The sequence below is a fragment of the Mucilaginibacter sp. GW822-FHT03E02 genome, assembly GCF_058801545.1.
In genome coordinates, this window is sequence record NZ_JBXANJ010000001.1 from 5,743,816 (window position 1) to 5,767,408 (window position 23,593).

Here is a 23,593-nt window from a genome sequence, read left to right on the forward strand (position 1 = left end):
ATGAAATACGTTGCAGAAATCCCGGTAAGGCTTGGCAGCAAGCGGGTGCCCAAAAAAAACCTTCGTCTAATAAACGGAATACCAATGGTTGCGTACGCTATTGAGGCCGCAAAAAAGTCGGAATTTATTGATAAGGTATATGTAAACTCTGAGGCCGAAATTATGCGTAAACTGTGTGCTGATTACGGGGTTGAGTTTTATGAACGTAAGCCAGAACTTGCCGAAGACCACATTGTTCAGGATCAATTTAACTACGATTTTTTGTGTAACATAGAAACCGAGAATTTGGTACTAATTAATCCGGTATCGCCGTTGGTGTTACCATCTGACATTGATGATGCAATCCGGTTTTATGAAGAGCATCAATTAGATACGCTGATATCTGTAAAAGAAGAGAAGCTGCAATCTTTTTATGGCGGCAAGCCATTGAATTTTAAAACCGATGGTTTACTGCCAATGACTCAAGATCTTATTCCTATTCAGCTATGTGCATGGACGGTTTGTATCTGGAATGCCAAAAAATTTAAAGAGCACTACGAAAAGTATAACTACGCCGTATTTGTGGGTAATTATGGGTTATATCCTTTTGATCCGGTAAGGTCAATAAAGGTATCATCCGAGGAGGATTTTATACTTGCCGAATTGTATTTGAAATCAAAATTGAGTAATAAAACCGAAGAAATAGCATATTATGAGTAAAATACTAACATCCCCTTCTTCTTTTGGGCAGGTAGGACCAGAACCTGTAGATTTGTTGATTAAAAACGGGTACGAGGTAATTGATAATCCTTATGGCCGCAAATTAACCGAAGATGAGGTTATCGAAATAGCTAAAGATTGTATAGGTATAGTTGCTGGTGTTGAACCGCTTACTGCACGAGTGATGGATGCATTGCCGAAGTTAAAGTGCATCAGCCGTGTTGGTATTGGTATGGATAGTGTTGATTTAAAATATGCTGCCGAAAAAGGGATAATTGTGACAAATACCCCTGATGGCCCAACCCGTGCGGTTGCCGAGTTAACGCTGGCCATGACACTTTCTTTATTACGCAAAATCCCGCAGGCCCATTATGACCTTAAAAATAAAGTTTGGAAAAAGCAGGTGGGTAACCTGGTGCTTAACAAGGTAGTAGGTGTTGTTGGTTTAGGCCGTATTGGTAAACTGGTTTCCCAATTGTTCAGAGGCATAGGGAACCCTGTGATTGGTTATGATCCTTATGCTGATGCGGCGTGGGCTTCAGCCAATGGTGTCGAACTGATGGATATGGACGCAGTGTTGTCAAAAGCCGATATACTCACTATTCATGTTCCGGGCAATGAAGACGGGTCTGCAGTTATCGCCAGTAAAGAAATTGCCCTAATGAAAAATGGTGCTTTTTTAATAAATATATCTCGCGGTGGTATAGTTGACGAAGGTGCTCTCTATGACGCTCTTAAGAACAATAAATTAGCAGGCGCAGCAATTGATGTATTCTCTGAAGAGCCCTATTCCGGGCCTCTATGTGATCTGGATAATGTGGTACTCACTCCTCACCTGGGTTCATACGCCGAAGAAGGGAAATTGTTAATGGAAATTGATGCAGTTAATAATTTAATTAACGCGCTAAAATAATAATACATACTATGAATTATAAAGTTGGTATAATAGGTTATGGGGTGATGGGTAAGATACGTCACCAGGCCATTGACGAAATTAAAAAGGGGACGGTTATCGCAGTGTCTGAACCTAATGGTGATTTGGATTTCAAAGGAGTTCCTAATATCAGCCATGAGGAAATCATCAATCACCCTGATTTGGATATCATTATTGTTTGCACGCCCAATTTCCTGAATAAGGATTTAACGATAAAAGCGTTAAATGCCGGCAAACATGTTTTTTGCGAAAAACCTCCTGCATTTACTGGTGCCGATATATTAGAAATTAAAGAAGCTGAAGCCAAAAGCGGCAAAAAGCTAATGTATGGTTTTAATCACCGTCATCATGATAGTGTGATATATATGAAGCAGCTTATTGAAAGTAACGAGTATGGCAAAGTGTTATGGTTAAGAGGCAGGTACGGTAAAAGCGTAACCAAAGATTATTTTAATCAATGGCGCGCCAAAAAAGAGCTTGCGGGCGGCGGCATCCTGATGGACCAGGGCATCCACATGTTGGATTTGTTCCTTTTCCTATCAGGTGATTTCGATGTGGTAAAAGCCGAAGTTTCAAACCTTTACTGGCATATGGATGTAGAAGATAACGCTTTTGTTATATTAAAAGAAACAGAAACAGGTAAAGTAGCTTCTTTACATTCAACGATGTCGCAATGGCGCCACTTATTTTCGCTTGAGATTTTCCTTGAAAAAGGATATATGGTGTTAAACGGGCTGATAACCTCATCCATGTCATATGGCGAAGAAACGTTATCAATTGCAAAAAACCGTTCAACCGCACCAGCAGCAACATGGCAGGATGAAGTTGTAACAAAATATGTTAACAACAATAGCTGGCGCTATGAAATGGATCATTTTTTTGATTCCATTGATGAAGATAAGCCGATTAAAATTGGCAATTCTGATGACGCCTATAAGCTCATGCGCATCATAGATAAAGTTTACGAACAAAAAGATTTTTAACAATATAAGTACAACAACCCCAATACGCTACTACAATGGAAAGACAAGGAAAAATTAAAGATTATCTAAAAGATTACACTACCCGTTTAACTGACATTTTAAACAAAATTGAAGTTGAGCATCTTGAGCAGGTAGTAACCGCTATGATTAATGCATTTAAAAACGGCAATACCATTTATGTGGTTGGCAATGGCGGCAGCGCTGCTACAGCATCACATATGCAAGCCGATTTTAGATTTTTTGTGCGCTATTTTTCAAAATTTCGTCCAAAAATTTTCGCGTTAACAGATAATGTACCGATGATAACAGCAATTGGTAACGATAATAATTTTGAAGACGTTTTTGTTGAGCAAATGCGTGGCCAATTTGTTGCCGGTGACGTGCTTATTGCTATTTCGGCAAGTGGTAATTCACCCAACCTGGTTAAAGCGGCAGCATTTGCCAATGAATTAGGCGGTACTTCAATTGCTTTTGTAGGATTTTCGGGCGGGAAGTTAAATGATATTTCAACAATTTCATTATACACACCAAATCCTAAAGGTGATTACGGCCCTATTGAAGATGTGCACATGATCCTTAACCATATAATTGTAAACTACCTTTCGGTTGATGAGGAGTTTCTTTCATTAACATAAAATTTTATGTTATTAATTAACTATTATCATGTACACTTCAGTATTTAAAAAGGATCTCGATACAGCTATCGAGGCCGCCCGGTTAGCAAGCTTGTTATTATTAAAGGCAAAGCAGGCCGATGTGAAAATCAATAGCAGTATTGATAAAGATATCAAACTGGAGGCTGATGTAGAATCAGAGAAGCTGATTGTAAAACACCTTGCAGAAAACTCCCCATACAATATTTTAAGTGAAGAATCGGGTATGGTGAAAAACACCAGCGAAGGAGCACTTTGTTGGATAGTTGATCCGCTTGATGGCAGCCTTAATTTTTCGAGAGATTTTGAGATGTATGGCGTGTCGATAGGCCTTTGGAAAGATGGCAAGCCTGTTTTAGGTGTTATTTATGATTTTAATCATGGTAATATGTACAGCGGCATTGTTGAAGACGGAGCTTATTGCAACGATCAAAAAATTACCGTAAGCAATATTCTTGATAAGAGGAATAGCATATTAGCCACTGGCTTTCCTGTGTACTCTGATTTTAGCCAGGAGAATCTGATGCAGTTTGTATCGGGTATTCAGGCTTACAAAAAGGTACGTTTATTAGGTTCAGCAGCATTGTCGCTTATTATGGTTGCCAAAGGCAGCATGGAGGTATATATGGAAAATAATATTGCCATATGGGATGTTGCCGCCGGCCTTGCCATCTTAGTAGCCGCGGGCGGTACATACAATTACAGCGAAGGTACCGGCCCCAATTATTTAAAAGTTTACGCATCAAACGGACAATAAACGCCACATTAATGATCATTGATTCAATTACGAATATCGACTTTTATAAATCCTTCGATGCCGATATCTATGAAGGGCTCCAGTTTATTAAAAACGCTCCTGCTGATATTGCAATAGGCGAATACCCCATATCGGCCAATGTAAAAGCCTTGGTTATGGAGTACGAAACTAAAGTTGATAACGGTTTTGGCTATGAAGCGCATCAGCATGTTATTGATATACAGTTTCCTTTTGTAGGGAAGGAACTTGTGAAATATACAACGCTTGATAAGGTTTCGGCCTATACAACCTACGACGCGGCCAAGGACGTTACTTTTTTCAGAACATCTGTGCCTGAGTCGGAAGTAGTTATCGGAAACGGCATATTCGGAATATTTTTTCCAATTGATGCGCATGCTCCGATGCATTGCTTTAAACAGCCGGAGTATATTAAAAAGCTTGTTATCAAAATAAAATGCTAAGGCAAAAAGAAGTGCTTATATGATACGTTTATCACACACTATTTCACAAAGTACACCAGGCTACGGTAACAGGGACCGGGTTTTTATAAGAGATAATTCGTCGATCCTAAAAGGCGACACCGCTAACTCAACGTGTTGGGTGTTTTCAAACAATCATATAGGTACTCATATCGATTCGCCTTTTCATTTTTGTAAGGATGGGAAAAAAACATTTGATATTCCCTTACAAGAGTATTACTATAAAAATGTAGTAACTGTCGAGATACTTTGTGCCGAAGCAAGGCTTATTGGGATAAGTGATTTTCTGGACTTAACTATTGATGAAAACGTTGAATTGTTATTTATCCGTACCGGATTCGAGGATTATCGCACAGAAGATAAGTATTGGAATGATAATCCGGGCTTAGCGCCGGAACTTGCAGATTACTTCAGAGCCAAATATCCTAAATTAAGGTGTGTAGGCTTTGATTTTATATCACTGACTTCGTGGAAGTTCAGGGCTGAAGGGCGCGAAAGCCATAAACAATTTCTATGTCCGGGAGGAGATAAAAATTTCATACTTGTGATTGAAGATATGGCATTAAACGAAGCAAAACAGCCTTTTGAATGGGTAATTGTTGCTCCTTTATTTGTTGAGGATGGCAACGGTGGGGCAGTAACTGTTTTTGCAAAAAAAGCATAACTGTTTAAAAAATATAGGCAAAAAAAACGAGGTTTTACAACTACACTACATGGGAAATTTAAAACGTTTATTAGCATTAAAAAGCAGCGACATAACCTTTGAAAGGGTTTTTAAGGCGGTTGTGCGAAGGCTTGAGGACATCCCCCAAAAAGTGCTTTGGGCATTGCCTTTCCCATTCACAAAAAAAAATCGCGAGGGTATCCAAAAATTCAAAGATATTCATAAGGGTAAGCGTTGTTTCATTCTTGCAAATGGGCCGAGCCTTAAGAAAGTTGATTTTTCTTTACTTAAGAACGAATACACCATAGGGCTTAACCGTATTTATATGCTGAAAGACGAAAATGGGTTTTCGCCAACCTACCTCAGCTGTATTGACATAGAAGCACAGTTGTTGCAGTTTCTTGAGGATTATGACAACCAGCCAATGCCATGTTTTTATAACTGGGCTCTGCGACACAAATTTTCGAAAAAGCCAAATCAATATTTTGTAAAAGACAGGCTTGTCCCCGATTTTTCTATCGATATCTCAAAGCAGGGTTATGGCACCGGACGATCTGTAACATACCTGGCAATGCAACTGGCCTATTACATGGGATTTACAGAAGTATACTTGATAGGTAAAGATCATTCATATAACACAACTGAAAAAACGGGTACCGGAATTGCAAGTACAGGAAAAGAGGATAACCATTTCATTAAAGGGTACTATAAACCTGGTATGACATGGTTTGCGCCTGATCTTGAAACCGAAGAATACGCTTATAAACTTGCCCGGCAGGCTTTTGAAGCCGATGGTCGTATTTTTAAAGATGCAACTATTGATGGCAAATTACAGGTGTTTGAAAAAACGGACTTTTATTCGCTCTTCACTAAAAAATAATGTCTGATACCTTATGACCGAGAAAAATTTAAACACCGTACCAACTTGCCTTTTAATAATTCCCAAAAAATTTTATTCATTTGAAAAAATAATAGGAAATGCTTTGAAAGACAAGGGGTTTGAGGTTACGGTATCAAATGACGAATATCCCGAAGGTACTTTGGGTAAAATAATGGGTAAACTCCAACTCCCGTTTCTTTTCAATATTACCTATAAAACAATAACAGAAAACTACCTTGCAGGCAAAACCTATGATGTTGCATTAATATTTAAAGGCCGCGGCATAAGCAAAAGACTAATCGATGAAATGAAAAAATCGGTTAAATATATAGCTGCTTATAACTGGGATTCATTTAAATATAACCCTGGTCCGCTAAAATGGTACAAATCGGTTTCAAAATACTTTACTTTTGATTATAGTGATGCCGATAAATATAACCTCCCCGCACTTGAGCTTTTTACTTCTTCAACGGCGACCGCTACAAATGAAAAGGAAATTAAGTATGAACTGTCGTATATAGTACGTAATCACTCCGAGCGGTTAGTTTATATTGATTCTGTCCTGAATATACTCAAACCCGAGAACGTGTTCATATATATATATGAAATGAACATTTTTACTTTTTTCGCCAATTTTATTAAAAATCCTCGCCTTTATCTTAAGTTAAAAAAATACATTTTTAAAAAACCACTTAATTATAAAGATTATACAGATGCGATTAAGTATTCGAGGTTTACTATTGATTACGCGCACAGCGATCAAACAGGCATAACCATGAGGTGCTTCGAAGCTATAAAAATGGGTACAAAACTTATTACCAATAACAAGTTTATGCATAGAAGCGATTGTTTTAACTCTACAAATACCATCATCTACAACATAGGCGATGAACCGCAAGAGCTTTTGAATAAGTATGAGGAGAGTTTTAACGCTCGATTGTTAGCAAAAAGTAGAGATATTTATGATTTTATTGATGATTTTTTAAGAAAATAGAATTTTTGTTGCCAAATTTATTATTTATTGATTAATTTTAGCAACGTTTATAAACACTATCCTTATACTAACATACTTATCTGCTATAATTGAAAAATATCCTTAAATATTACTGATGAACAAAATCTTAATCACAGGAGGTGCTGGTTTTATAGGATCGCATCTTGCCTTAAAACTTATTGAAAAGGGGTATAAGATACGAATATTAGATACCCTTTCAGAACAAATCCACGGTTCAAACCCGGAGGAAACATCGCCGTTGTATAAATCAATTTTAAATAAGGTTGAGATTATTAGAGGAACGGTTACTTCTGCTGAAGATTGGGAAGAAGCTTTAAAAGATCAGGATGCTGTTGTACATTTTGCTGCCGAAACGGGAACAGGACAATCAATGTATGAAGTACAACGATATACCAATGTAAACATTCAGGGGACTGCGCTTTTACTTGATATTCTTACCAATAAACCCCATCAGGTTAAAAAGGTCGTAATAGCCTCAAGCAGGTCTATTTATGGCGAAGGGAAATATATCAGCGAAACGCTTGGTGAAGTGTATCCATCACATCGCAAAGATGAAGATATGAAAGGTGGTAACTTTGAGGTAACTTATCCGGGCGGTGGTAAATTAACGTTGGTTGCTACCGATGAGAATTCTAAAATTCATCCATCCTCCGTTTACGGGATTACAAAGCAGGTTCAGGAACAATTAGTGCTTAATGTGTGTAATGCTATAGGTATTGCTGCCGTAGCATTCAGATATCAGAATGTTTATGGCCCCGGCCAGTCATTAACTAACCCGTATACAGGTATATTGTCTATTTTTTCGAACAGGATACGCGCAAATCAAAATATCAATATTTTTGAAGACGGCCTCGAAAGTCGTGATTTTGTTTTTATTGATGATGTGGTTGATGCAACCATTGCTGGACTAACAAAAAGTGAAGGCGACAACCAGGTATTCAATGTGGGTACAGGAGTTGCTACTACAGTGATAGAAGTAGCACAGGCATTAATGAAAAATTTTGGAATCGAAGTTCCTTATGAAGTGAGTGGTATGTATCGCATTGGCGACATAAGGCACAATTTTGCAGATATTAACCGTTTGCAAAATATATTAGGTGTTACGCCCAAAGTTGGTTTCGAAGAGGGCATTGCCAAATTTGTTGCCTGGGTAAAACAACAGGAGGTTGCAGAAAGTAAATACGAACAATCTTTGCGGGAAATGCAAAGCAAAGGTTTATTAAAATAAAACAATCAAATTTTTTTATTAATGGTTAAAGTTGGATTAATTGGCGCTGGTAAAATGGGCATATCTCATTTATCAATCCTTGGTGCCCACCCGGATGTTGAAGTAGTTGGCGTGTGCGACACTTCAAAAATGGTGAATGATTTCTTAACAAAACACGCAAAATTTAATTGTTTTACTGAATACCAGAAGATGGTTGAGGAAACAATGCCGGAAGCGGTTATTGTAGCTGTGCCTACAAAATTTCATTATCCGGTAATTAAATACCTGCTTGAAAAAGGCATTAGCGTTTTTGCCGAAAAACCTTTTTGCTTAAGTTCGATACAAGGGCAAGAACTGGTAACGTTGGCCGCCGAAAAAAAGGTTGTAAACCAGGTGGGTTACCACAATAAGTTTATTGGAACTTTTAGCGAAGTAAAAAAAATTGTTAAAAGTGGCGCTTTAGGCGAGATATATCATTTCGTTGGCGAGGCCTATGGGCCGGTTGTGATAAAACCAAAACAAGATACCTGGCGTTCGGACCCGTCAGAAGGAGGCGGATGTTTGCTCGACTATGCATCGCACGTGATTGATTTGGTAAATGATTTGCTTGCCCCGGTAAAAAGCGTAAAGGGAAGCTTGTTAAAATCAATTTATTCAAATAACGTGGAAGATGCTGTATATTCTTTATTAGAACTTTCAAATGGGGTTTCAGGTGTACTTTCTGTTAATTGGAGCGACGAGACATACAGGAAAATGTCAACAACTGTTACCATTGCCGGCACAAAAGGGAAGATAGTATCAGATGCCAACGAACTTAAAGTGTTTTTAAAAGATGGGGACAGTTTAAAAGGTTATTCAAAAGGCTGGAACGTCAGTTATATTACCGACCTTACAGAAGAGGTTGATTTTTATTTGCGTGGCGAAGAATATTCTGCACAGATGGATTATTTTATCAAAGCCGTGGCCGGAAAAGTTCCTAATTCAATAAATACATTTCAAAGTGCATGGTATACAGACAATGCAATTGAATTGATTAAAAAAAGTAAATAAATTATAATGGAAAGAATTCTGTTTGGTGATAATCAATTTTTTGCGGTTAATCACATATCTGATGAAAAGTCAAGAGCACAATCCATTAAGTTTAGGGAGGATAGTGCAATTATAAAAACACTTGATGAAGCAAGGGCATTGGGGATAAACACTTTTATGTGTACCACCCATGACCGGATTGCGAATATCTGTGAAATAGTTAGAAATGATCCTGAGAAATATAAGGACTTTAAGATATTTCCTTGTATGCCATATGCCCATAAATATGCAAATGCGGTAACCGAATTGGGTATTGCCGGTACAATTAAGCAATACGTTCCCGGAAACCTTTTTGGTACAATTTTAAAAGGAGGTGTTGCTTATTTATCAAAAGACTTCTTATCAATAATGGAGTTGCTGGTGGATGCCGAAATGAAAATGTTTAAGGGGGTAAACACTCCAGTAATTTTCCTTCAAAATGTAATAACAGATTTGTTTTTGGGATTAGGAGCGTATGATATTTTGATAGGATTCAATAATTACGTTAAAAAGAAATATAACGCTGAAGCAGGGTTCATCACCATGAATATGCCTAAGCTTTTAGACGTGCTTGAAAAAGGCGGCGTTCAAAATCCTATTATTTGCGCGTCAATTAATAAAGTTGGCTTCAGAATGTCGGGTGGTAAAGAAATTTACGAAGAGACATTAAAAACCCGAAAATTTAGGGCTATTGCTATGCAGGTTTTAGGCGGAGGAGCTATAGCACCTAAAGAAGCTCTTGAATATGTGTGCAATTTGCCTAATATCGAATCAATACTATTTGGTGCCTCATCAAAGGCAAATATTCAAAATACGGTTGAGACAATTCATCATTTTGATGAGATTAAGGGATAAAGCAATGTTTTTGAACAGTACCTTTATAAAATAAAGGCGGTTGAAAGAGGTCGTATGAGTTCTTGAAAGTTATAAAAATAAAAAATCGCCAAAGGTACTCATGCAAAAAAAGAGGCGCATCTCAAACTTATATTTTGAGATGGCCTCTTTTTTTGTATGTAAAGTTTTTTTGACATAGCTTCAAAATCCAGAAAGTGCTGTTATAGCTTTCAGGTAAAAGTTGACAGCAGTGTTTATTTTGATCAAAGCGGTTTAACCTTAAAAAGTGATCTCGGTTATTCCCGATTTAATGAAGCTAAACTTATAGCTGATTAATATTTAGTTGAAGAAAATCTTTTTTGTTGAAATTCTTTTAATGGGCAGCAAAGTACTTATCGATTAACAATCAGGGTTTTGGCTGGCGCAATTTTTTTGTTGCTGTCCGCTTTATTAAAACGCTTGTAAAAATCTTTACCCGGTAGTTCAATATATTCATATGTGAGTTTTGAACACATTATAGTTATACCCACATAAAACAACGTTGCTGCAATTGAAACTGAGCTATTTGCCTCAAGTCGGGCTTTGTTAAAAATTTTTTCGGTGACAAAAATCATTATCGGGTGCATAAGGTAAAATGAATAAGATATAGTACCCAGATAAAGGACATATTTTAGATTAAGAAATTTGATGAACCACGATGGGTACTTATTATTAATTATAAAGTAAATAAGTAGTGCCCATAAGAGTGGAAATACAAACGTTGCGCTTGTATTTTTACCTGCCAACCCAAATGAAACTATTATTAATGATATGGTTAAAATCAGGAAGAGATTTGATAGCAATGCTGAATTTGACTTTGCAGTTACCCGCCCTGGAGTATTAAAAAAGTAAAATACAGTCATCCCGATAAAGAAAGAAAATATTCCTCTAAAAACTACAAAGTTATCGGTAACATTTAAGGTGTCTCTAAAACTTATTAATAGAACAAGTGAAACAAGGGCAAGTGACATACTTGCGATGATATTTACCACGCGGTTTCTTTTTAGCAAGAATAAAAAACCGGCCAATATGTACAAAAGTAACTCTACCGAAATTGACCAGGAAGGATGATTGTATATAAGTTCCTTAACGGCACCCCATTTAAAAGTTAGAGAAATATAAAAAAGAAAATCTTTCATCTCAAAATAATTGCTGGTCTGGAAGGAGTTAGCATGGAAATAGGTTTTTAGTATTGAGGTAAAAAGGTAAGGTATAGATGCGAAGAGGAAAAGAGGGTAAAGCCTAAAAAAACGTTTAACCAAATAATTTTTAAAGGTTATACTATTGGTAATAGTAGTTGAAAAGCTCAGCGCAATTACAAAGCCTGATAAAACAAAGAAAAAGTCAACAAAAAGATCGAAATGGGATATTTCAGATACACCTTTGAAAATAGACCAATATCTGACATGGAAAATACACACTAATATTGCCGCGATTCCGCGCAGAGATTCAAGTTCTGTAAAGTATTTTTTTTTAGGCATAGATAGAATAGATAAAGAAGAAAATGAGATAATAGACTAATTAATTAGAAATGTTTTTAACCAAATATGGTTGTTTTTTAACATTACTTAATTTTTAAGCAAATTTAATGCCATTGTTGAAATTTTATATAGCTATACGTTAATGGTACTCGCTTGTGAGCCATAGCGGGTGAGAAGGCATGAAACCAATATTTTATGACCTATGTTATGTGTTGCTCAATGAAGATTTATGGTAATTGAATGCAAAACGTATTGTTAGCATAATCCAAGGAGTAAACAGAATGCAGGTTGATGAGAATTCTATACAGCTTTGAAATTTGCATGCAGCTTGACATGGTTTTTTTTCTGCACGATTATATCCTGGGAATATGATGTAACGGCGAGTTTTATACTGCCTGCAAAATGATATTTTATTGGGCCTACGTGTTAACGGGCTTTTAAAGTTGTGGAAATGATTAATATCTATATCAGCTTGCTTTTATGAATTCTTGAGCGTGCAGTTGCTATAGATTGAAGTATAACTAAATGTATATAATAGGGAAAATTGAGCTATTGCAATCATTGTTGATGCAGATGGCTAAGGCCGTCTATGATTTTGCTTGTAGTTTCATTGGATGGCTAAGAATTTCAAATAAAGTGCAAAAAAAAAAGATCGATTACATATCGTAATCGATCTTTCATTTAATCTTTTTTTATACTATTTCTTTGTAGTGTAAGTTAATTTGGAATAGTGGTTTTTACTTCGTCGACCATTGCCTTGAAAGCTGGTTTTTGTCTCATGTTGTCGTCGAGTATATTAGGGTGAAAAAGCCCCAATGAACGACCAAATACATCTTTAAACGCGGTATTAGCGTAGCTGCCGGGATCCCACTCTCCAAATAAAATTAATGCATTACACTTTTTAGCCCTAATACATGCATTAAGTACGCCTCGGTACATTTGCGCCTGTTTTTCATAATCTGCTGCGCTTATATTTTGTACTAATGTAACTTTATATGGCGGATTTAACCTTGATGTACTCGACATAATCACATCCATTTCAGTTACCTGACTCGTAAGACCAATGCTTGCAAAACGATCCATGTTTTCTGTTAATTCGCTAAACGGATGATTATACGCAAGAGTTAAATGGGTTTGAAAGCCAACCCCGTCAATTGGCACGCCTTCACTCTTCAGCTGCTTTATAATGTTAAACCAGTTATCCATTTTGAAGCTTTTGTATTCAACATTAAAATCATTCCAATAAAGCTTTGCGGTGGGGTCGGCCTCATGAGCCCATTGAAATGCGAGTCTGATATAATCGAGCGGGTCATTAGAACCTGGTTTATGAATAGCATTCCATAAGGGGATATTTTTTCTAAGACCGCTTGTAAAACACAATTTCGGGTTATCAGGAAAATCACCCATTTCTTCATTAACTACATCCCACGAAATAATTGCACCAGGATACTTTTCTTTGTAGTGGCGCATTACTGCTTGTATGTGATTTTTTAAAATAACACTTAACTGATCGGGTGTAAAATGGCCTTTTGAAAGCCAGTCTGGTATGGCGTAATGCCAAACCAGGTTATGGGCTTGTATTTTGGCTCCATGCGCTACAGCAAAATCGGCTACTTCATCAACTGCTTTAAAGTCATACACGCCCTGCTTGTCTTCAATATGATTAAACCACGCTGGTATGCTGTAAAGATTAAAGTACTTATTTACTTCAACTAAAAAGTTTTTTGGCCGGGGGGCCTCCAATCTTACATCTTCATTACCAAGATAGTCGCCAAAGTAAATCCCCTTTTTCATTAGTAACCGCTTTACTATAGTAGGATCGTACTCTTCTGTGTCTGCACTCTGCTTTTTAACCGTAGTTACAAAACTATTTGCTTTCTTGTTTGAATGGTTTTGATTGTTGGCCAGGGTTGTTTTTGTGGCAGCATTATCCAATTTAATTGGTGGTGTTCGTATTTCTTCGGGAGGCGATTCAACGGGAGAAGCTACGGTAGCTACCGTAGCTTCTTGTTTGATTTTTTCCCTATCAAAAAAATAAATATAAACACAGCCAATGGCTACAATTCCAAGTACTGTGATTGCTAATGTTTTTTTTAACATATTAAAATGATTGCCGTTTAATTGAATTTCATTTGACGCGTGATTCATTGTAGTTTTATTATTTACAAACCGGTTTAACAACGTAGTAGATTAATTAATGTTTTGTATGGGCTATCATTAAAGGCCCGGTATGCCATGAGACATTTTTACAGTATATTTAATTTGCTAATTAAACGCTGCTAAACTAATTTTTGTATGTGAAGAATATATGAGTTTGAATATTGCGGTTCTCCTATATTAATGTACCATAGATTCTCGTTTGAAAATATTAATCCAGATACCCCAATAATCTGTTATCATGTAAGAGTGTCTGCATCCTTGGTTAAAAAGGTTATCCGTAATAGGGAAGTTGTGTTACTACGCGGTTTAATAGTTGGCGGGATAAGGTCTGAAAAATTTGATGATCCATGTTTTTGAGTTGATAAGGGGTAGTCGCAAAAGAAACAGCTTAGTCTATTTTTAATTTAAGGCGCCGGCAATTATTTTATACTGAAAGTAAAAGTTTGTTAATAATTGCCAGAAAATATTATATTTGTTGTCAATATAGTATTTAGTTTTAATATTTGTAATAATTTTTAATTTTTTTTACTAAATTATTAATTACCCATAGGCCTTTTATGAAAACAATCCTCATTACCGGCGGGGCCGGTTTTATCGGCTCACACGTAGTTCGCCGGTTTGTAACTAAGTATCCAGATTATTTAATAGTTAATGTTGACGCACTAACCTATGCAGGGAATCTGGAAAACCTGGAAGACATCGAAAATGCCCCGAATTACAAATTTGAAAAAGCCGATATAATGGATAAGGAAGCGATAAGCGCCATTTTTGACAAATATTCGGTTACAGACATGGTGCATTTGGCTGCGGAATCGCACGTGGACAGATCAATTTTGAGTCCAATGGATTTTGTTTACACGAATGTTATCGGCACAGTAAACTTGCTGGAAGTTGCCAAAGAAAAATGGAAAGACGATTATGAAAAACATTTGTTCTACCACGTTTCAACAGATGAGGTTTATGGAGCATTAGGAGCAGAAGGCTTGTTTACTGAAGATACGCGTTATGATCCACATTCGCCATATAGTGCAAGTAAAGCGGCGTCAGATCATTTCGTACGGGCTTATCACGATACTTACGGCATAAAAGTGGTGGTTTCAAACTGCTCAAATAACTACGGCCCATACCATTTTCCAGAGAAACTAATTCCGTTGATGATTAATAATATTATCAATAACAAGCCTCTGCCAGTTTATGGCGATGGCCAATATACCCGTGACTGGTTGTTTGTAAAAGATCATGCTATAGCTATTGATCTGATATTTCATGAAGGCAAAGTTGGCGATACTTATAATATAGGCGGTTTTAATGAGTGGAAAAACATTGATCTTGTAAACTTGCTTTGTGAGCAAATGGATCAAAAGCTGGGTCGCGAGGCTGGTACAAGCAAACAACTCATTACCTATGTTAAAGACAGGCCAGGACACGACAGGCGGTACGCTATCGATGCCGGAAAAATCAATAAAGAACTTGGCTGGTATCCTTCGGTAACCTTTGAGCAGGGACTTTCTGAAACTATTGATTGGTTTTTAGCAAACAAAACCTGGTTAAATAATGTTACAAGCGGGGCCTATGCCAGTTATTACGATAATCAATACGCTAATTAATAAATAATAGTAAACTCATTATATACACTTTATGACAATTACCCCCACTCCCCTCGAGGGATGTATAGTGATTACCCCAAGAATCTTTAATGATGCAAGAGGCTACTTTTTTGAATCCTATAACACGCAAACCTTTAATAATGCAGTAGGCTATGAAGTCAATTTTGTTCAGGATAATCAATCGTACTCAACAAAAGGCGTATTCAGAGGATTGCATCTTCAAAAAGGCGAACATGCACAAGCAAAGTTGGTAAGGGTAACAAAAGGGGAAGTATTGGATGTTGCTGTTGATTTGAGAACAGGATCACCCACTTACGGCCAACACTTTTCTGTGAAGCTGTCCGAAGAAAATAATCAGCAGTTTTTTATTCCCAGGGGCTTTGCACATGGTTTCATTGTTTTGAGTGATATAGCAGTATTTCAATACAAATGCGATAATTATTACAATAAAGCTGCCGAAGGCGGTTTACATTATGCAGATCCGGAATTGAATATTGATTGGGGTATGCCGGCAAGTGAACTGTTAGTTTCTGAAAAAGACCTTGAGTTGCCATTCTTAAAAGATGCCGGCGACCAGGGCTTTTAATAAATACATTTACCTTCCCAATAACAAAATTATAAAATTTCGATATGCAAAATATAGTAGTGTTCGGTGCTTCGGGTCAGCTGGGGCAATGTTTAAAAAAGGTGGCTGCCCTTAAAGGCGTAACGTCTATATTTTTCCCTCCAGAATCTGAGGCTAATATCCTGGATGCTGACTTACTGAATAAAGTATTTGAACAATATAAGCCTACGCATGCCATTAATTGCGCGGCTTACACCGCCGTTGATAAAGCCGAGGACGACATTGACCTTGCACGTAAAATCAACAAAACAGGCGCCGAAAACCTGGCACTTCAATGTAAGGCACATGGTGCCGCGTTAGTGCAGGTATCAACCGACTTTGTGTTTAAAGGCGATACGCCCAACCCATTGGTGGAAAATGATATTGCTGAACCTATAAGTATTTATGGGCTTACTAAATTAGAAGGTGAGCAGGATGTTGCTGCTATATTGCCGGCGCATTACATTATCCGCACCAGTTGGTTATACTCTGAATTTGCCAATAATTTTGTTAAAACAATGCTTAAGCTCGGTGCCGATAGGGACGAGTTAAAGATTATAGTCGATCAGGTGGGTACGCCAACATATGCTATTGACCTGGCCGGTGCTATTTTGGACATTATTGCAGCTGGTGAAGGGAATTATGGCATTTATCATTACAGCAATGAAGGAGTTACCTCATGGTACGATTTTGCAAAGGGCATATTTGATATATCAAATACCCAGGTGAAAACTTACCCTATACGTACAAGTGAATATCCTACAAGGGCAACCAGGCCCGCGTTTTCTGTAATGGATAAATCCAAAATCAAGAAAACATTTGGTATTAGTATTCCCTACTGGCGCGATAGCCTTATAGTTTGTATTAAAGCGCTTGAATCTGTACAATAAAATCTAATCTATCCTCATATGAAAGGAATTATCCTGGCAGGCGGCTCCGGAACCCGTCTTTACCCCATTACCAAAGCCATCAGCAAGCAACTGATGCCTATTTACGATAAACCAATGATTTATTATCCCTTATCAGTATTGATGTTGGCCGGGATAAGCGAGATATTAATTATAACAACTCCGGAAGATCAAGCTGGCTTTATACGTTTATTAGGCGACGGCAGCGAATTGGGTTGCCGCTTTGAATTTGCCGTTCAGGAAGTACCAAACGGGCTTGCCCAGGCTTTTGTAATCGGCGCTGATTTTATTGGCGCTGATAAAGTAGCTTTGGTACTTGGCGACAATATTTTTTATGGATCGGGCTTTAGTAATTTGATACAAAGCTTTAATGATGTAAATGGCGCGGCTATATTTGCTTATCCGGTTGCCGACCCTGAAAGGTATGGTGTAGTCGAGTTCGACAAAAATTTTAAAGCGCTGTCTATTGAAGAAAAGCCCATAAAGCCTAAGTCAAATTATGCCGTACCTGGCCTTTATTTTTATGACAACCAAGTTGTTGAAATTGCTAAGAACATCCCTGCATCGCCACGGGGGGAGTTTGAAATTACCGATGTAAACAGGATCTATCTTGAAAAAGAAGAACTACAGGTTGGTGTAATGGACCGTGGTACCGCTTGGCTTGATACAGGTACGTTTGATTCGCTAAGCGATGCATCTGAATTTGTGAGGGTTATAGAAAAACGCCAGGATACCAAAATAGGCTGTATTGAAGAAGTGGCTTACCGGATGGGTTTCATAAGCTACGAGCAGCTACAGGTATTGGCCCAACGATACATTAAAAGCGGCTACGGAAAATATATTCAAGGTATAGAACAATAGATATAGTTTATATTTGGAACTTTTAGTGTTAGTAAAGTACCTCATTGGTTTCAAATATTAATGGCTTAAAACACAAAAATCTGCAACATCGCAGATTTTTGTGTTTTAAGCTTAATTATACTGGTAACGGTATTCTTAGCAATAAACCTCATAAGTAAGTATAACAAAACTGGTACTTGCTGTACACACAACATCCATATAATAATTATTATTGCACAATAGAATTTGCTCATTTGGATAACATGAAAAAAGTAGCTTTAATCACAGGTATAACAGGCCAGGACGGGGCCTATCTCACAGAACTACTTTTGAATAAAGGGTATGAGGTTCATGGCATTAAACGCCGCAGCTCGTCATTTAATACGGATAGGATCGATCATTTATATCAGGATCCGCACGATACCGAACTTAAGCTGATATTGCATTACGGCGATCTGAATGATTCCACCAATCTTATACGTATTGTGCAGCAAGTACAGCCCGATGAAATATATAATCTGGGCGCAATGTCGCACGTTAAGGTGAGCTTTGATACCCCGGAATATACGGCAAATGCAGATGGTGTAGGTACTTTACGGCTGCTGGAAGCCATAAGGATATTGGGGCTTGAGAAAAAAACTAAAATATACCAGGCTTCCACTTCCGAATTATATGGCCTGGTGCAAGCTGTACCACAGTCAGAAACTACGCCGTTTTACCCGCGTTCGCCTTACGCGGTAGCAAAATTATATGCCTACTGGATTACCGTAAATTACCGCGAAGCTTATGGTATGTTTGCCTGTAACGGCATTTTATTTAATCACGAGAGCCCTTTACGTGGCGAAACTTTTGTAACCCGTAAAATAACCCGTGCTACGGCCAAAATAGCAATGGGTTTGCAGGATGTTTTATTTCTTGGAAATCTTGATGCTCAGCGCGATTGGGGCCACGCCAAAGATTATGTAGAAGCCATGTACCTTATACTACAGCAGGAAACGCCTGAAGATTTTGTAATTGCCACTGGCGTAACTACCCGTGTGCGTGAATTTGTAAGGTTGTCGTTTGCCGAAGTTGGGATAACGGTTGAATTTAAGGGTGAGGGTGTAGAAGAAAAGGGATATGTGGTAAATTGTAATAACCCGGATTTTCAAATTGAAATTGGGAAACAGGTTGTTGCTGTTGATGAAAAATATTTTCGCCCTACGGAGGTTGAATTGCTGATAGGCGATCCAACCAAATCAAAAACAAAATTAGGATGGGTTCCCAAATATGATTTGCAAGGCCTTGTAAAAGAAATGGTTGCTGCCGATGTTGATTTGTTTAAAAGGGAAAAGCTTTTGAAAGACTCCGGGTATACAATCAGAAACCAGTTTGAATAACAGCTATGGAAAAAAACGCTAAAATATATATAGCAGGCCATCGGGGGATGGTTGGATCGGCTATTTACAGACGGCTTCAAAAGGAGGGGTATACCAATATTATTACCCGTACTTCGGCAGAGCTTGACCTGCGCGATCAGCAGCAGGTTAAGGATTTTTTTGAGGCAGAAAAACCTGAATATGTGTTTCTGGCCGCAGCCAAGGTTGGCGGTATTGTAGCCAATAATACTTACCGGGCCGAGTTTTTGTTTGAAAACTTGCAGATACAAAATAACACCATTCATAACGCCTATTTAACAGGTACAAAAAAACTGATGTTTCTGGGCTCCAGTTGTATATACCCCAAAATGGCCCCGCAGCCGTTAAAGGAAGAATATCTGTTAACTGGCTTACTTGAACCTACTAATGAGCCTTATGCCATTGCCAAAATTGCGGGTATCAAAATGTGCGATGCTTACCGTGCGCAATACGGTTGTAACTTTATTTCGGTGATGCCTACCAATTTGTATGGCTATAATGACAATTATCATCCGCAAAACTCACATGTTTTACCTGCCCTCATTCGTCGTTTTCACGAGGCTAAAGAGCAGGGGCTGCCAGATGTAACCATCTGGGGGACTGGATCGCCCAGGCGGGAGTTTTTATTTGCTGATGATCTTGCCGAAGCCTGTTATTATTTAATGATGAATTACGATGAGGAAGGCCTGGTAAATGTTGGTACAGGGCACGATATTTCCATAAAAGAGTTGGCCCTGCTCATAAAGAAAATAGTGGGCTACCCCGGCGAAATTAAATTTGATACATCCAAGCCGGATGGCACACCACGCAAATTAATGGATGTGTCCAAATTACAAAGTAAAGGCTGGAAGTATACAATTGAATTGGAACAAGGCATTGAAATGGCCTACCAGGATTTTTTAAACAAAAACTTGTCTGCAAATACAATTCAAGGTTAAACCCATGAATGCAGGCTTGTTATTTAGAGCCCCGGGCAAATTGAAAGAGGGCAATACGGCATGCATTAGTTGCATTTGCGTTATAAGGATTGGTCCGGCTGGCAAATAAATAAACATTAAAGGTATACCGGCAAATTCTTTTGCACACTAAGAGTTAATGGAAAACGTATATGACCTCATTATAGTTGGCGGTGGCATCGTAGGGATGGCCACAGCCTACAAAATCAATACCCGTAACCCGGATAAAAAAATCCTGGTGCTGGAGAAGGAGACTGAAGTAGCCGCCCATCAAACGGGGCATAATTCGGGCGTTATACATTCGGGTATCTATTACAAACCCAATTCATATAAGGCTAAATTATGCGTAAATGGCCGCCGGGAACTGGTTGCGTTCGCAAAAGAGCATAACGTACCTCATGACATTTGCGGAAAAATCATTGTAGCCACCAAACAATCGGAGTTGGCCCACATGAACAAGGTTTTTAATAATGGCATGGCCAACGGGGTAGAGGGAATTGAGCGTATAAACAGTGCGCAGATCAAAGAAATTGAGCCTTATTGTGAAGGGATTGAAGGCATCTGGGTGCCTTGTACCGGTATTATCGGCTTTGCTGCCGTTACCCGTAAATACCGCGAGCTATTTGAGGCTAAATTCCCCCAAAGCAAAGTACTTACCAATTGCGCTGTCAAAGCATTTGAGCACCATGCCGATTATACCACAGTTGTTGCCAGCAAGGGTACCTTTAATACAAAATATTTAATTACCGCGGGCGGATTACAAGCCGACAGACTGGCAGCCGGTGCCGGTGCGCCAAGCGAGGCCCATATAGTTGGCTTCCGAGGCGATTATTTTGATTTGACCGAACAGGGGAAAAGCAAAGTGAAAAGCCTTATCTATCCTGTTCCAAATCCCGAGTTTCCGTTCCTGGGCGTCCATTTTACCCGGATGATTGACGGTACGGTAGAGTGTGGCCCCAACGCCGTATTTGTATTCAAGCGCGAAGGATACGGCAAAACCGATTTTTCGTTAGGTGATACTATTGAGGCTTTGAAGTTTAAAGGAACCTGGAACCTATTTACGAAACATTGGCGTTTTGGGCTTGATGAGTACCGGCGTGCGTTTTCAAAAAAACGTTTTTTAACAGGCCTGCAACAGCTTATCCCCAGCCTTACTATGGACGATTTACAGCCCGGTCGTGCCGGCGTAAGGGCAATGGCCATATCTGCCGAAGGCGAAACTCTTGATGACTTTAAAATTGAAGCTAAGGATAATATGCTGCATGTTATCAACGCCCCATCGCCGGCGGCAACGGCATCATTAGCTATTGGCAACGCAATTGCCGATATGGCTGCCGGGCAGTTTGGTTTTTATTAGTTTTTTCAAAATTTCTGTAAAAAACCTGCAAACTATTTGCGGGCTTTTTAGTTTTTATAATTCCTGCACATATTTGTTACAAAGTCCTGTTACATTTGGATTAAACTATCCCTGCTCATCTTGGTCATAGAATTGTAAACGGCAAAATAATTCATTTATGAAATCATTAAAAGGTTTGGTGCTGCCGGTGTTTGTGCTCATTGGCGGTTTGCTGATGTTTTCGTCATTTTATGACCGCCATAATCCAAACGAGATTCATAAATTCCCCTATAAGCAAGCTGGTTTGAGTAAAGATCAGGCTGCGGCACATTTACTAAGCCGCTTTACCTACGGCGCTACGCCAGGCCAGGTTGAAGCCGTAGCCCGCGAGGGTTTAGAAAAATGGTTTAGCGAGCAGTTGGATGCTAAACTACCGGAAGATTCCCTTAACCATGCGCTAGATGGCCTGGATGCACTTAAATTAAGCAATAGCCAAATTGTTGATACCTATCCCCGTCCAGGTATTGTAGCACGGCGGGCTGTAAAAGATGGGTTTATCAATAAAGATTCAATTCAAAGCAACAAGCCTGAGTATAAAAAGATACTGCAGGATTATATGGCTCAAAAGGGCATGAAACCACAGCAGGAGCTATTCAGGCAATTCATCAATCAAAAAATACTGCGGGCAGCCTATACAAATAACCAGTTGCAGGAGGTAATGACCAGTTTTTGGTTTAACCATTTCAACGTATCTATCACTAAAAATGAATGCGCCCAGTTTATACCCGGTTATGAGCGAGATGTTATCAGGCCCAACGCGTTGGGCAAGTTTAATGATTTGTTATTAGCCACAGCCAAATCGCCGGCTATGTTGTATTACCTGGATAATTTTAGCAGCGCATCTGCCCTGCCAGAGAAGCCTAAAATAACACTCAAATTGGTGTTTACTGATACAACCAGGCAAGCCATGGCACTTAACAAGTTAAAAAAAGCAAGGCAGCAACGTGGCCTTAATGAAAACTACGCCCGCGAAGTAATGGAGCTGCATACGCTGGGTGTTGATGGCGGTTACAGCCAGCAGGATGTTACCCAGGCTGCTAAGGTGCTTACAGGCTGGTCGGTATACCCTATGGGCGATTATAGTAAGGGAAACGATATCATATCAAAAGTTATAGATAAAGGCATTATTGCTGATGGAATGGTGCATGACGGCGACTTTTTATTCACCCCGGGCCGGCACGATAACAGCGAGAAAGTTGTATTAGGCAGGCACTTTGGCCCCAACGGGGGTTACGATGAAGGTGTACAACTATTGAATATGCTGGCACATCACCCATCTACAGCAAAATTCATATCGCGTAAGTTGGCGGTAAGGTTTGTGAGTGATACTCCGCCACAAAGTTTAATTGATAAAATGGCCAAAACCTTTTTAAACAGTGATGGCGATATTAAACAGGTATTAATCACGATGGCGTCGGCGCCGGAGTTTTGGTCGGCATCTGCCTTGCGCGAGAAAACAAAATCGCCGTTTGAGCTGGCCATAAATACGGTACGCAGCTTAAACGCCCAGGTAACACAGCCTTACCAGCTATATACCTGGATAAACCGCATGGGCGAAAAAGTATACTACTACCAGGCTCCAACCGGTTTCCCGGATAAGGGCCAGTACTGGATAAATACAGGCGCTTTACTTAGCCGGATGAATTTCGGGCTGGCTTTTGCCACCGGGCGCATACCAGGGATTAAATTCGATTTGTTGAAATTAAACAAAGGCCACGAGCCCGAAAGCAGCCAGGCGGCGCTTGTTACCTACAGCAAACTTATTATGCCCGAACGGCCGCTGGATAACACCATAAAGCAATTAACCCCAATGCTGAATGATCCGCAGTTGGTGGTAAAGGTAGATAAGGCAAGCAATAATACTACGCCACCGGTTAAAGATGCCTTATCAATGGTGGGCGACACTACGGGCAAAAAAGCCAGGGTACAGGTAATGCCTAAGCCCGACGAAGCAAAATCAATGATGGCCCAGGTAGTTGGTATTATCATTGGATCGCCGGAATACCAACGACGTTAATTTGATAAATTACAA

Annotated in this window: 22 protein-coding genes; 20 read left to right on the top strand and 2 right to left on the bottom strand. The window is 38.9% G+C overall.

Annotated elements, in window-relative coordinates; all coding sequences use genetic code 11:
- The 12 genes from AC1RM2_RS23850 to AC1RM2_RS23905 all read left to right on the top strand — a co-directional run bounded on the left by AC1RM2_RS23850 (position 1) and on the right by AC1RM2_RS23905 (position 10,194).
- On the top strand, positions 1–699 hold the full coding sequence (locus AC1RM2_RS23850; protein WP_492987619.1) for an acylneuraminate cytidylyltransferase family protein: 699 nt from the start codon (positions 1–3) through the stop codon (positions 697–699).
- Positions 692–1,612 (top strand): phosphoglycerate dehydrogenase, encoded by a 921-nt coding sequence (locus AC1RM2_RS23855; protein WP_492987620.1) that lies wholly within the window; start codon positions 692–694, stop codon positions 1,610–1,612. The genes AC1RM2_RS23850 and AC1RM2_RS23855 overlap by 8 nt, the downstream gene beginning before the upstream one ends.
- An 11-nt stretch (positions 1,613–1,623) precedes the next feature.
- Complete coding sequence (locus tag AC1RM2_RS23860; RefSeq protein ID WP_492987621.1) at positions 1,624–2,616, top strand: Gfo/Idh/MocA family protein; 993 nt, start codon at positions 1,624–1,626, stop codon at positions 2,614–2,616.
- A gap of 35 nt (positions 2,617–2,651) precedes the next feature.
- Positions 2,652–3,251 carry a D-sedoheptulose-7-phosphate isomerase gene (locus AC1RM2_RS23865; protein WP_492987622.1) on the top strand — a complete coding sequence of 200 codons (600 nt, stop codon included), beginning with the start codon at positions 2,652–2,654 and terminating at the stop codon, positions 3,249–3,251.
- Between the two features lie 28 nt (positions 3,252–3,279).
- Positions 3,280–4,026 carry an inositol monophosphatase family protein gene (locus AC1RM2_RS23870; RefSeq protein ID WP_492987623.1) on the top strand — a complete coding sequence of 249 codons (747 nt, stop codon included), beginning with the start codon at positions 3,280–3,282 and terminating at the stop codon, positions 4,024–4,026.
- Between the two features lie 11 nt (positions 4,027–4,037).
- The gene (locus AC1RM2_RS23875) at positions 4,038–4,487 is read left to right on the top strand and encodes a NanQ anomerase/TabA/YiaL family protein (RefSeq protein ID WP_492987624.1); all 450 of its coding nucleotides are present in this window, start codon (positions 4,038–4,040) and stop codon (positions 4,485–4,487) included.
- A 19-nt stretch (positions 4,488–4,506) separates the two neighbouring features.
- Complete coding sequence (locus AC1RM2_RS23880) at positions 4,507–5,169, top strand: cyclase family protein (RefSeq protein ID WP_492987625.1); 663 nt, start codon at positions 4,507–4,509, stop codon at positions 5,167–5,169.
- 49 nt (positions 5,170–5,218) lie between these two features.
- Positions 5,219–6,049 carry a 6-hydroxymethylpterin diphosphokinase MptE-like protein gene (locus tag AC1RM2_RS23885; RefSeq protein ID WP_492987626.1) on the top strand — a complete coding sequence of 277 codons (831 nt, stop codon included), beginning with the start codon at positions 5,219–5,221 and terminating at the stop codon, positions 6,047–6,049.
- 13 nt (positions 6,050–6,062) lie between these two features.
- Positions 6,063–7,043, top strand: coding sequence for a WaaS/CpsH family glycosyltransferase (locus AC1RM2_RS23890; RefSeq protein ID WP_492987627.1), 981 nt, complete (start codon positions 6,063–6,065; stop codon positions 7,041–7,043).
- A gap of 115 nt (positions 7,044–7,158) precedes the next feature.
- Entirely contained in the window at positions 7,159–8,292 is a 1,134-nt protein-coding gene (locus AC1RM2_RS23895; protein WP_492987628.1) for an NAD-dependent epimerase/dehydratase family protein, read from the top strand.
- A gap of 21 nt (positions 8,293–8,313) precedes the next feature.
- On the top strand, positions 8,314–9,321 hold the full coding sequence (locus AC1RM2_RS23900) for a Gfo/Idh/MocA family protein (RefSeq protein WP_492987629.1): 1,008 nt from the start codon (positions 8,314–8,316) through the stop codon (positions 9,319–9,321).
- A gap of 6 nt (positions 9,322–9,327) precedes the next feature.
- Entirely contained in the window at positions 9,328–10,194 is an 867-nt protein-coding gene (locus AC1RM2_RS23905; RefSeq protein WP_492987630.1) for an aldo-keto reductase family protein, read from the top strand.
- A gap of 371 nt (positions 10,195–10,565) precedes the next feature.
- Here the strand turns inward: AC1RM2_RS23905 and AC1RM2_RS23910 are convergent, their stop codons facing one another.
- Positions 10,566–11,693: an acyltransferase family protein gene (locus tag AC1RM2_RS23910; RefSeq protein WP_492987631.1), complete on the bottom strand. Its 1,128-nt coding sequence runs from the start codon at positions 11,691–11,693 to the stop codon at positions 10,566–10,568.
- Positions 11,694–12,410: 717 nt separating this feature from the next.
- On the bottom strand, positions 12,411–13,793 hold the full coding sequence (locus tag AC1RM2_RS23915; RefSeq protein ID WP_492987632.1) for an endo-1,4-beta-xylanase: 1,383 nt from the start codon (positions 13,791–13,793) through the stop codon (positions 12,411–12,413).
- A gap of 617 nt (positions 13,794–14,410) precedes the next feature.
- Between AC1RM2_RS23915 and rfbB the strand changes: the two genes are divergently transcribed.
- From rfbB to AC1RM2_RS23955, 8 genes are all read left to right on the top strand, one after another.
- Entirely contained in the window at positions 14,411–15,460 is a 1,050-nt protein-coding gene (gene rfbB / locus AC1RM2_RS23920) for a dTDP-glucose 4,6-dehydratase (protein ID WP_492987633.1), read from the top strand.
- A gap of 31 nt (positions 15,461–15,491) precedes the next feature.
- Positions 15,492–16,046 (top strand): dTDP-4-dehydrorhamnose 3,5-epimerase, encoded by a 555-nt coding sequence (gene rfbC / locus AC1RM2_RS23925; protein ID WP_492987634.1) that lies wholly within the window; start codon positions 15,492–15,494, stop codon positions 16,044–16,046.
- A 44-nt stretch (positions 16,047–16,090) separates the two neighbouring features.
- The gene (gene rfbD / locus AC1RM2_RS23930; RefSeq protein WP_492987635.1) at positions 16,091–16,954 is read left to right on the top strand and encodes a dTDP-4-dehydrorhamnose reductase; all 864 of its coding nucleotides are present in this window, start codon (positions 16,091–16,093) and stop codon (positions 16,952–16,954) included.
- Positions 16,955–16,972: 18 nt separating this feature from the next.
- Positions 16,973–17,833 carry a glucose-1-phosphate thymidylyltransferase RfbA gene (rfbA, locus tag AC1RM2_RS23935; RefSeq protein ID WP_492987636.1) on the top strand — a complete coding sequence of 287 codons (861 nt, stop codon included), beginning with the start codon at positions 16,973–16,975 and terminating at the stop codon, positions 17,831–17,833.
- A gap of 242 nt (positions 17,834–18,075) precedes the next feature.
- Positions 18,076–19,191 (top strand): GDP-mannose 4,6-dehydratase, encoded by a 1,116-nt coding sequence (gmd, locus tag AC1RM2_RS23940; protein WP_492987637.1) that lies wholly within the window; start codon positions 18,076–18,078, stop codon positions 19,189–19,191.
- Positions 19,192–19,196: 5 nt separating this feature from the next.
- On the top strand, positions 19,197–20,147 hold the full coding sequence (gene fcl / locus AC1RM2_RS23945; protein ID WP_492987638.1) for a GDP-L-fucose synthase: 951 nt from the start codon (positions 19,197–19,199) through the stop codon (positions 20,145–20,147).
- 157 nt (positions 20,148–20,304) lie between these two features.
- The gene (gene lhgO, locus AC1RM2_RS23950) at positions 20,305–21,522 is read left to right on the top strand and encodes an L-2-hydroxyglutarate oxidase (RefSeq protein ID WP_492987639.1); all 1,218 of its coding nucleotides are present in this window, start codon (positions 20,305–20,307) and stop codon (positions 21,520–21,522) included.
- Between the two features lie 157 nt (positions 21,523–21,679).
- Complete coding sequence (locus tag AC1RM2_RS23955) at positions 21,680–23,578, top strand: DUF1800 domain-containing protein (protein WP_492987640.1); 1,899 nt, start codon at positions 21,680–21,682, stop codon at positions 23,576–23,578.
- Positions 23,579–23,593: the final 15 nt, after the last annotated feature.

Coding starts and splice junctions, on each gene's coding strand:
- AC1RM2_RS23850 (WP_492987619.1), top strand. CDS start 1: ATGAAATACGTTGCAGAAATCCCGGTAAGGCTTGGCAGCAAGCGGGTG.
- AC1RM2_RS23855 (WP_492987620.1), top strand. CDS start 692: ATGAGTAAAATACTAACATCCCCTTCTTCTTTTGGGCAGGTAGGACCA.
- AC1RM2_RS23860 (WP_492987621.1), top strand. CDS start 1,624: ATGAATTATAAAGTTGGTATAATAGGTTATGGGGTGATGGGTAAGATA.
- AC1RM2_RS23865 (WP_492987622.1), top strand. CDS start 2,652: ATGGAAAGACAAGGAAAAATTAAAGATTATCTAAAAGATTACACTACC.
- AC1RM2_RS23870 (WP_492987623.1), top strand. CDS start 3,280: ATGTACACTTCAGTATTTAAAAAGGATCTCGATACAGCTATCGAGGCC.
- AC1RM2_RS23875 (WP_492987624.1), top strand. CDS start 4,038: ATGATCATTGATTCAATTACGAATATCGACTTTTATAAATCCTTCGAT.
- AC1RM2_RS23880 (WP_492987625.1), top strand. CDS start 4,507: ATGATACGTTTATCACACACTATTTCACAAAGTACACCAGGCTACGGT.
- AC1RM2_RS23885 (WP_492987626.1), top strand. CDS start 5,219: ATGGGAAATTTAAAACGTTTATTAGCATTAAAAAGCAGCGACATAACC.
- AC1RM2_RS23890 (WP_492987627.1), top strand. CDS start 6,063: ATGACCGAGAAAAATTTAAACACCGTACCAACTTGCCTTTTAATAATT.
- AC1RM2_RS23895 (WP_492987628.1), top strand. CDS start 7,159: ATGAACAAAATCTTAATCACAGGAGGTGCTGGTTTTATAGGATCGCAT.
- AC1RM2_RS23900 (WP_492987629.1), top strand. CDS start 8,314: ATGGTTAAAGTTGGATTAATTGGCGCTGGTAAAATGGGCATATCTCAT.
- AC1RM2_RS23905 (WP_492987630.1), top strand. CDS start 9,328: ATGGAAAGAATTCTGTTTGGTGATAATCAATTTTTTGCGGTTAATCAC.
- AC1RM2_RS23910 (WP_492987631.1), bottom strand. CDS start 11,693: ATGCCTAAAAAAAAATACTTTACAGAACTTGAATCTCTGCGCGGAATC.
- AC1RM2_RS23915 (WP_492987632.1), bottom strand. CDS start 13,793: ATGTTAAAAAAAACATTAGCAATCACAGTACTTGGAATTGTAGCCATT.
- rfbB (WP_492987633.1), top strand. CDS start 14,411: ATGAAAACAATCCTCATTACCGGCGGGGCCGGTTTTATCGGCTCACAC.
- rfbC (WP_492987634.1), top strand. CDS start 15,492: ATGACAATTACCCCCACTCCCCTCGAGGGATGTATAGTGATTACCCCA.
- rfbD (WP_492987635.1), top strand. CDS start 16,091: ATGCAAAATATAGTAGTGTTCGGTGCTTCGGGTCAGCTGGGGCAATGT.
- rfbA (WP_492987636.1), top strand. CDS start 16,973: ATGAAAGGAATTATCCTGGCAGGCGGCTCCGGAACCCGTCTTTACCCC.
- gmd (WP_492987637.1), top strand. CDS start 18,076: ATGAAAAAAGTAGCTTTAATCACAGGTATAACAGGCCAGGACGGGGCC.
- fcl (WP_492987638.1), top strand. CDS start 19,197: ATGGAAAAAAACGCTAAAATATATATAGCAGGCCATCGGGGGATGGTT.
- lhgO (WP_492987639.1), top strand. CDS start 20,305: ATGGAAAACGTATATGACCTCATTATAGTTGGCGGTGGCATCGTAGGG.
- AC1RM2_RS23955 (WP_492987640.1), top strand. CDS start 21,680: ATGAAATCATTAAAAGGTTTGGTGCTGCCGGTGTTTGTGCTCATTGGC.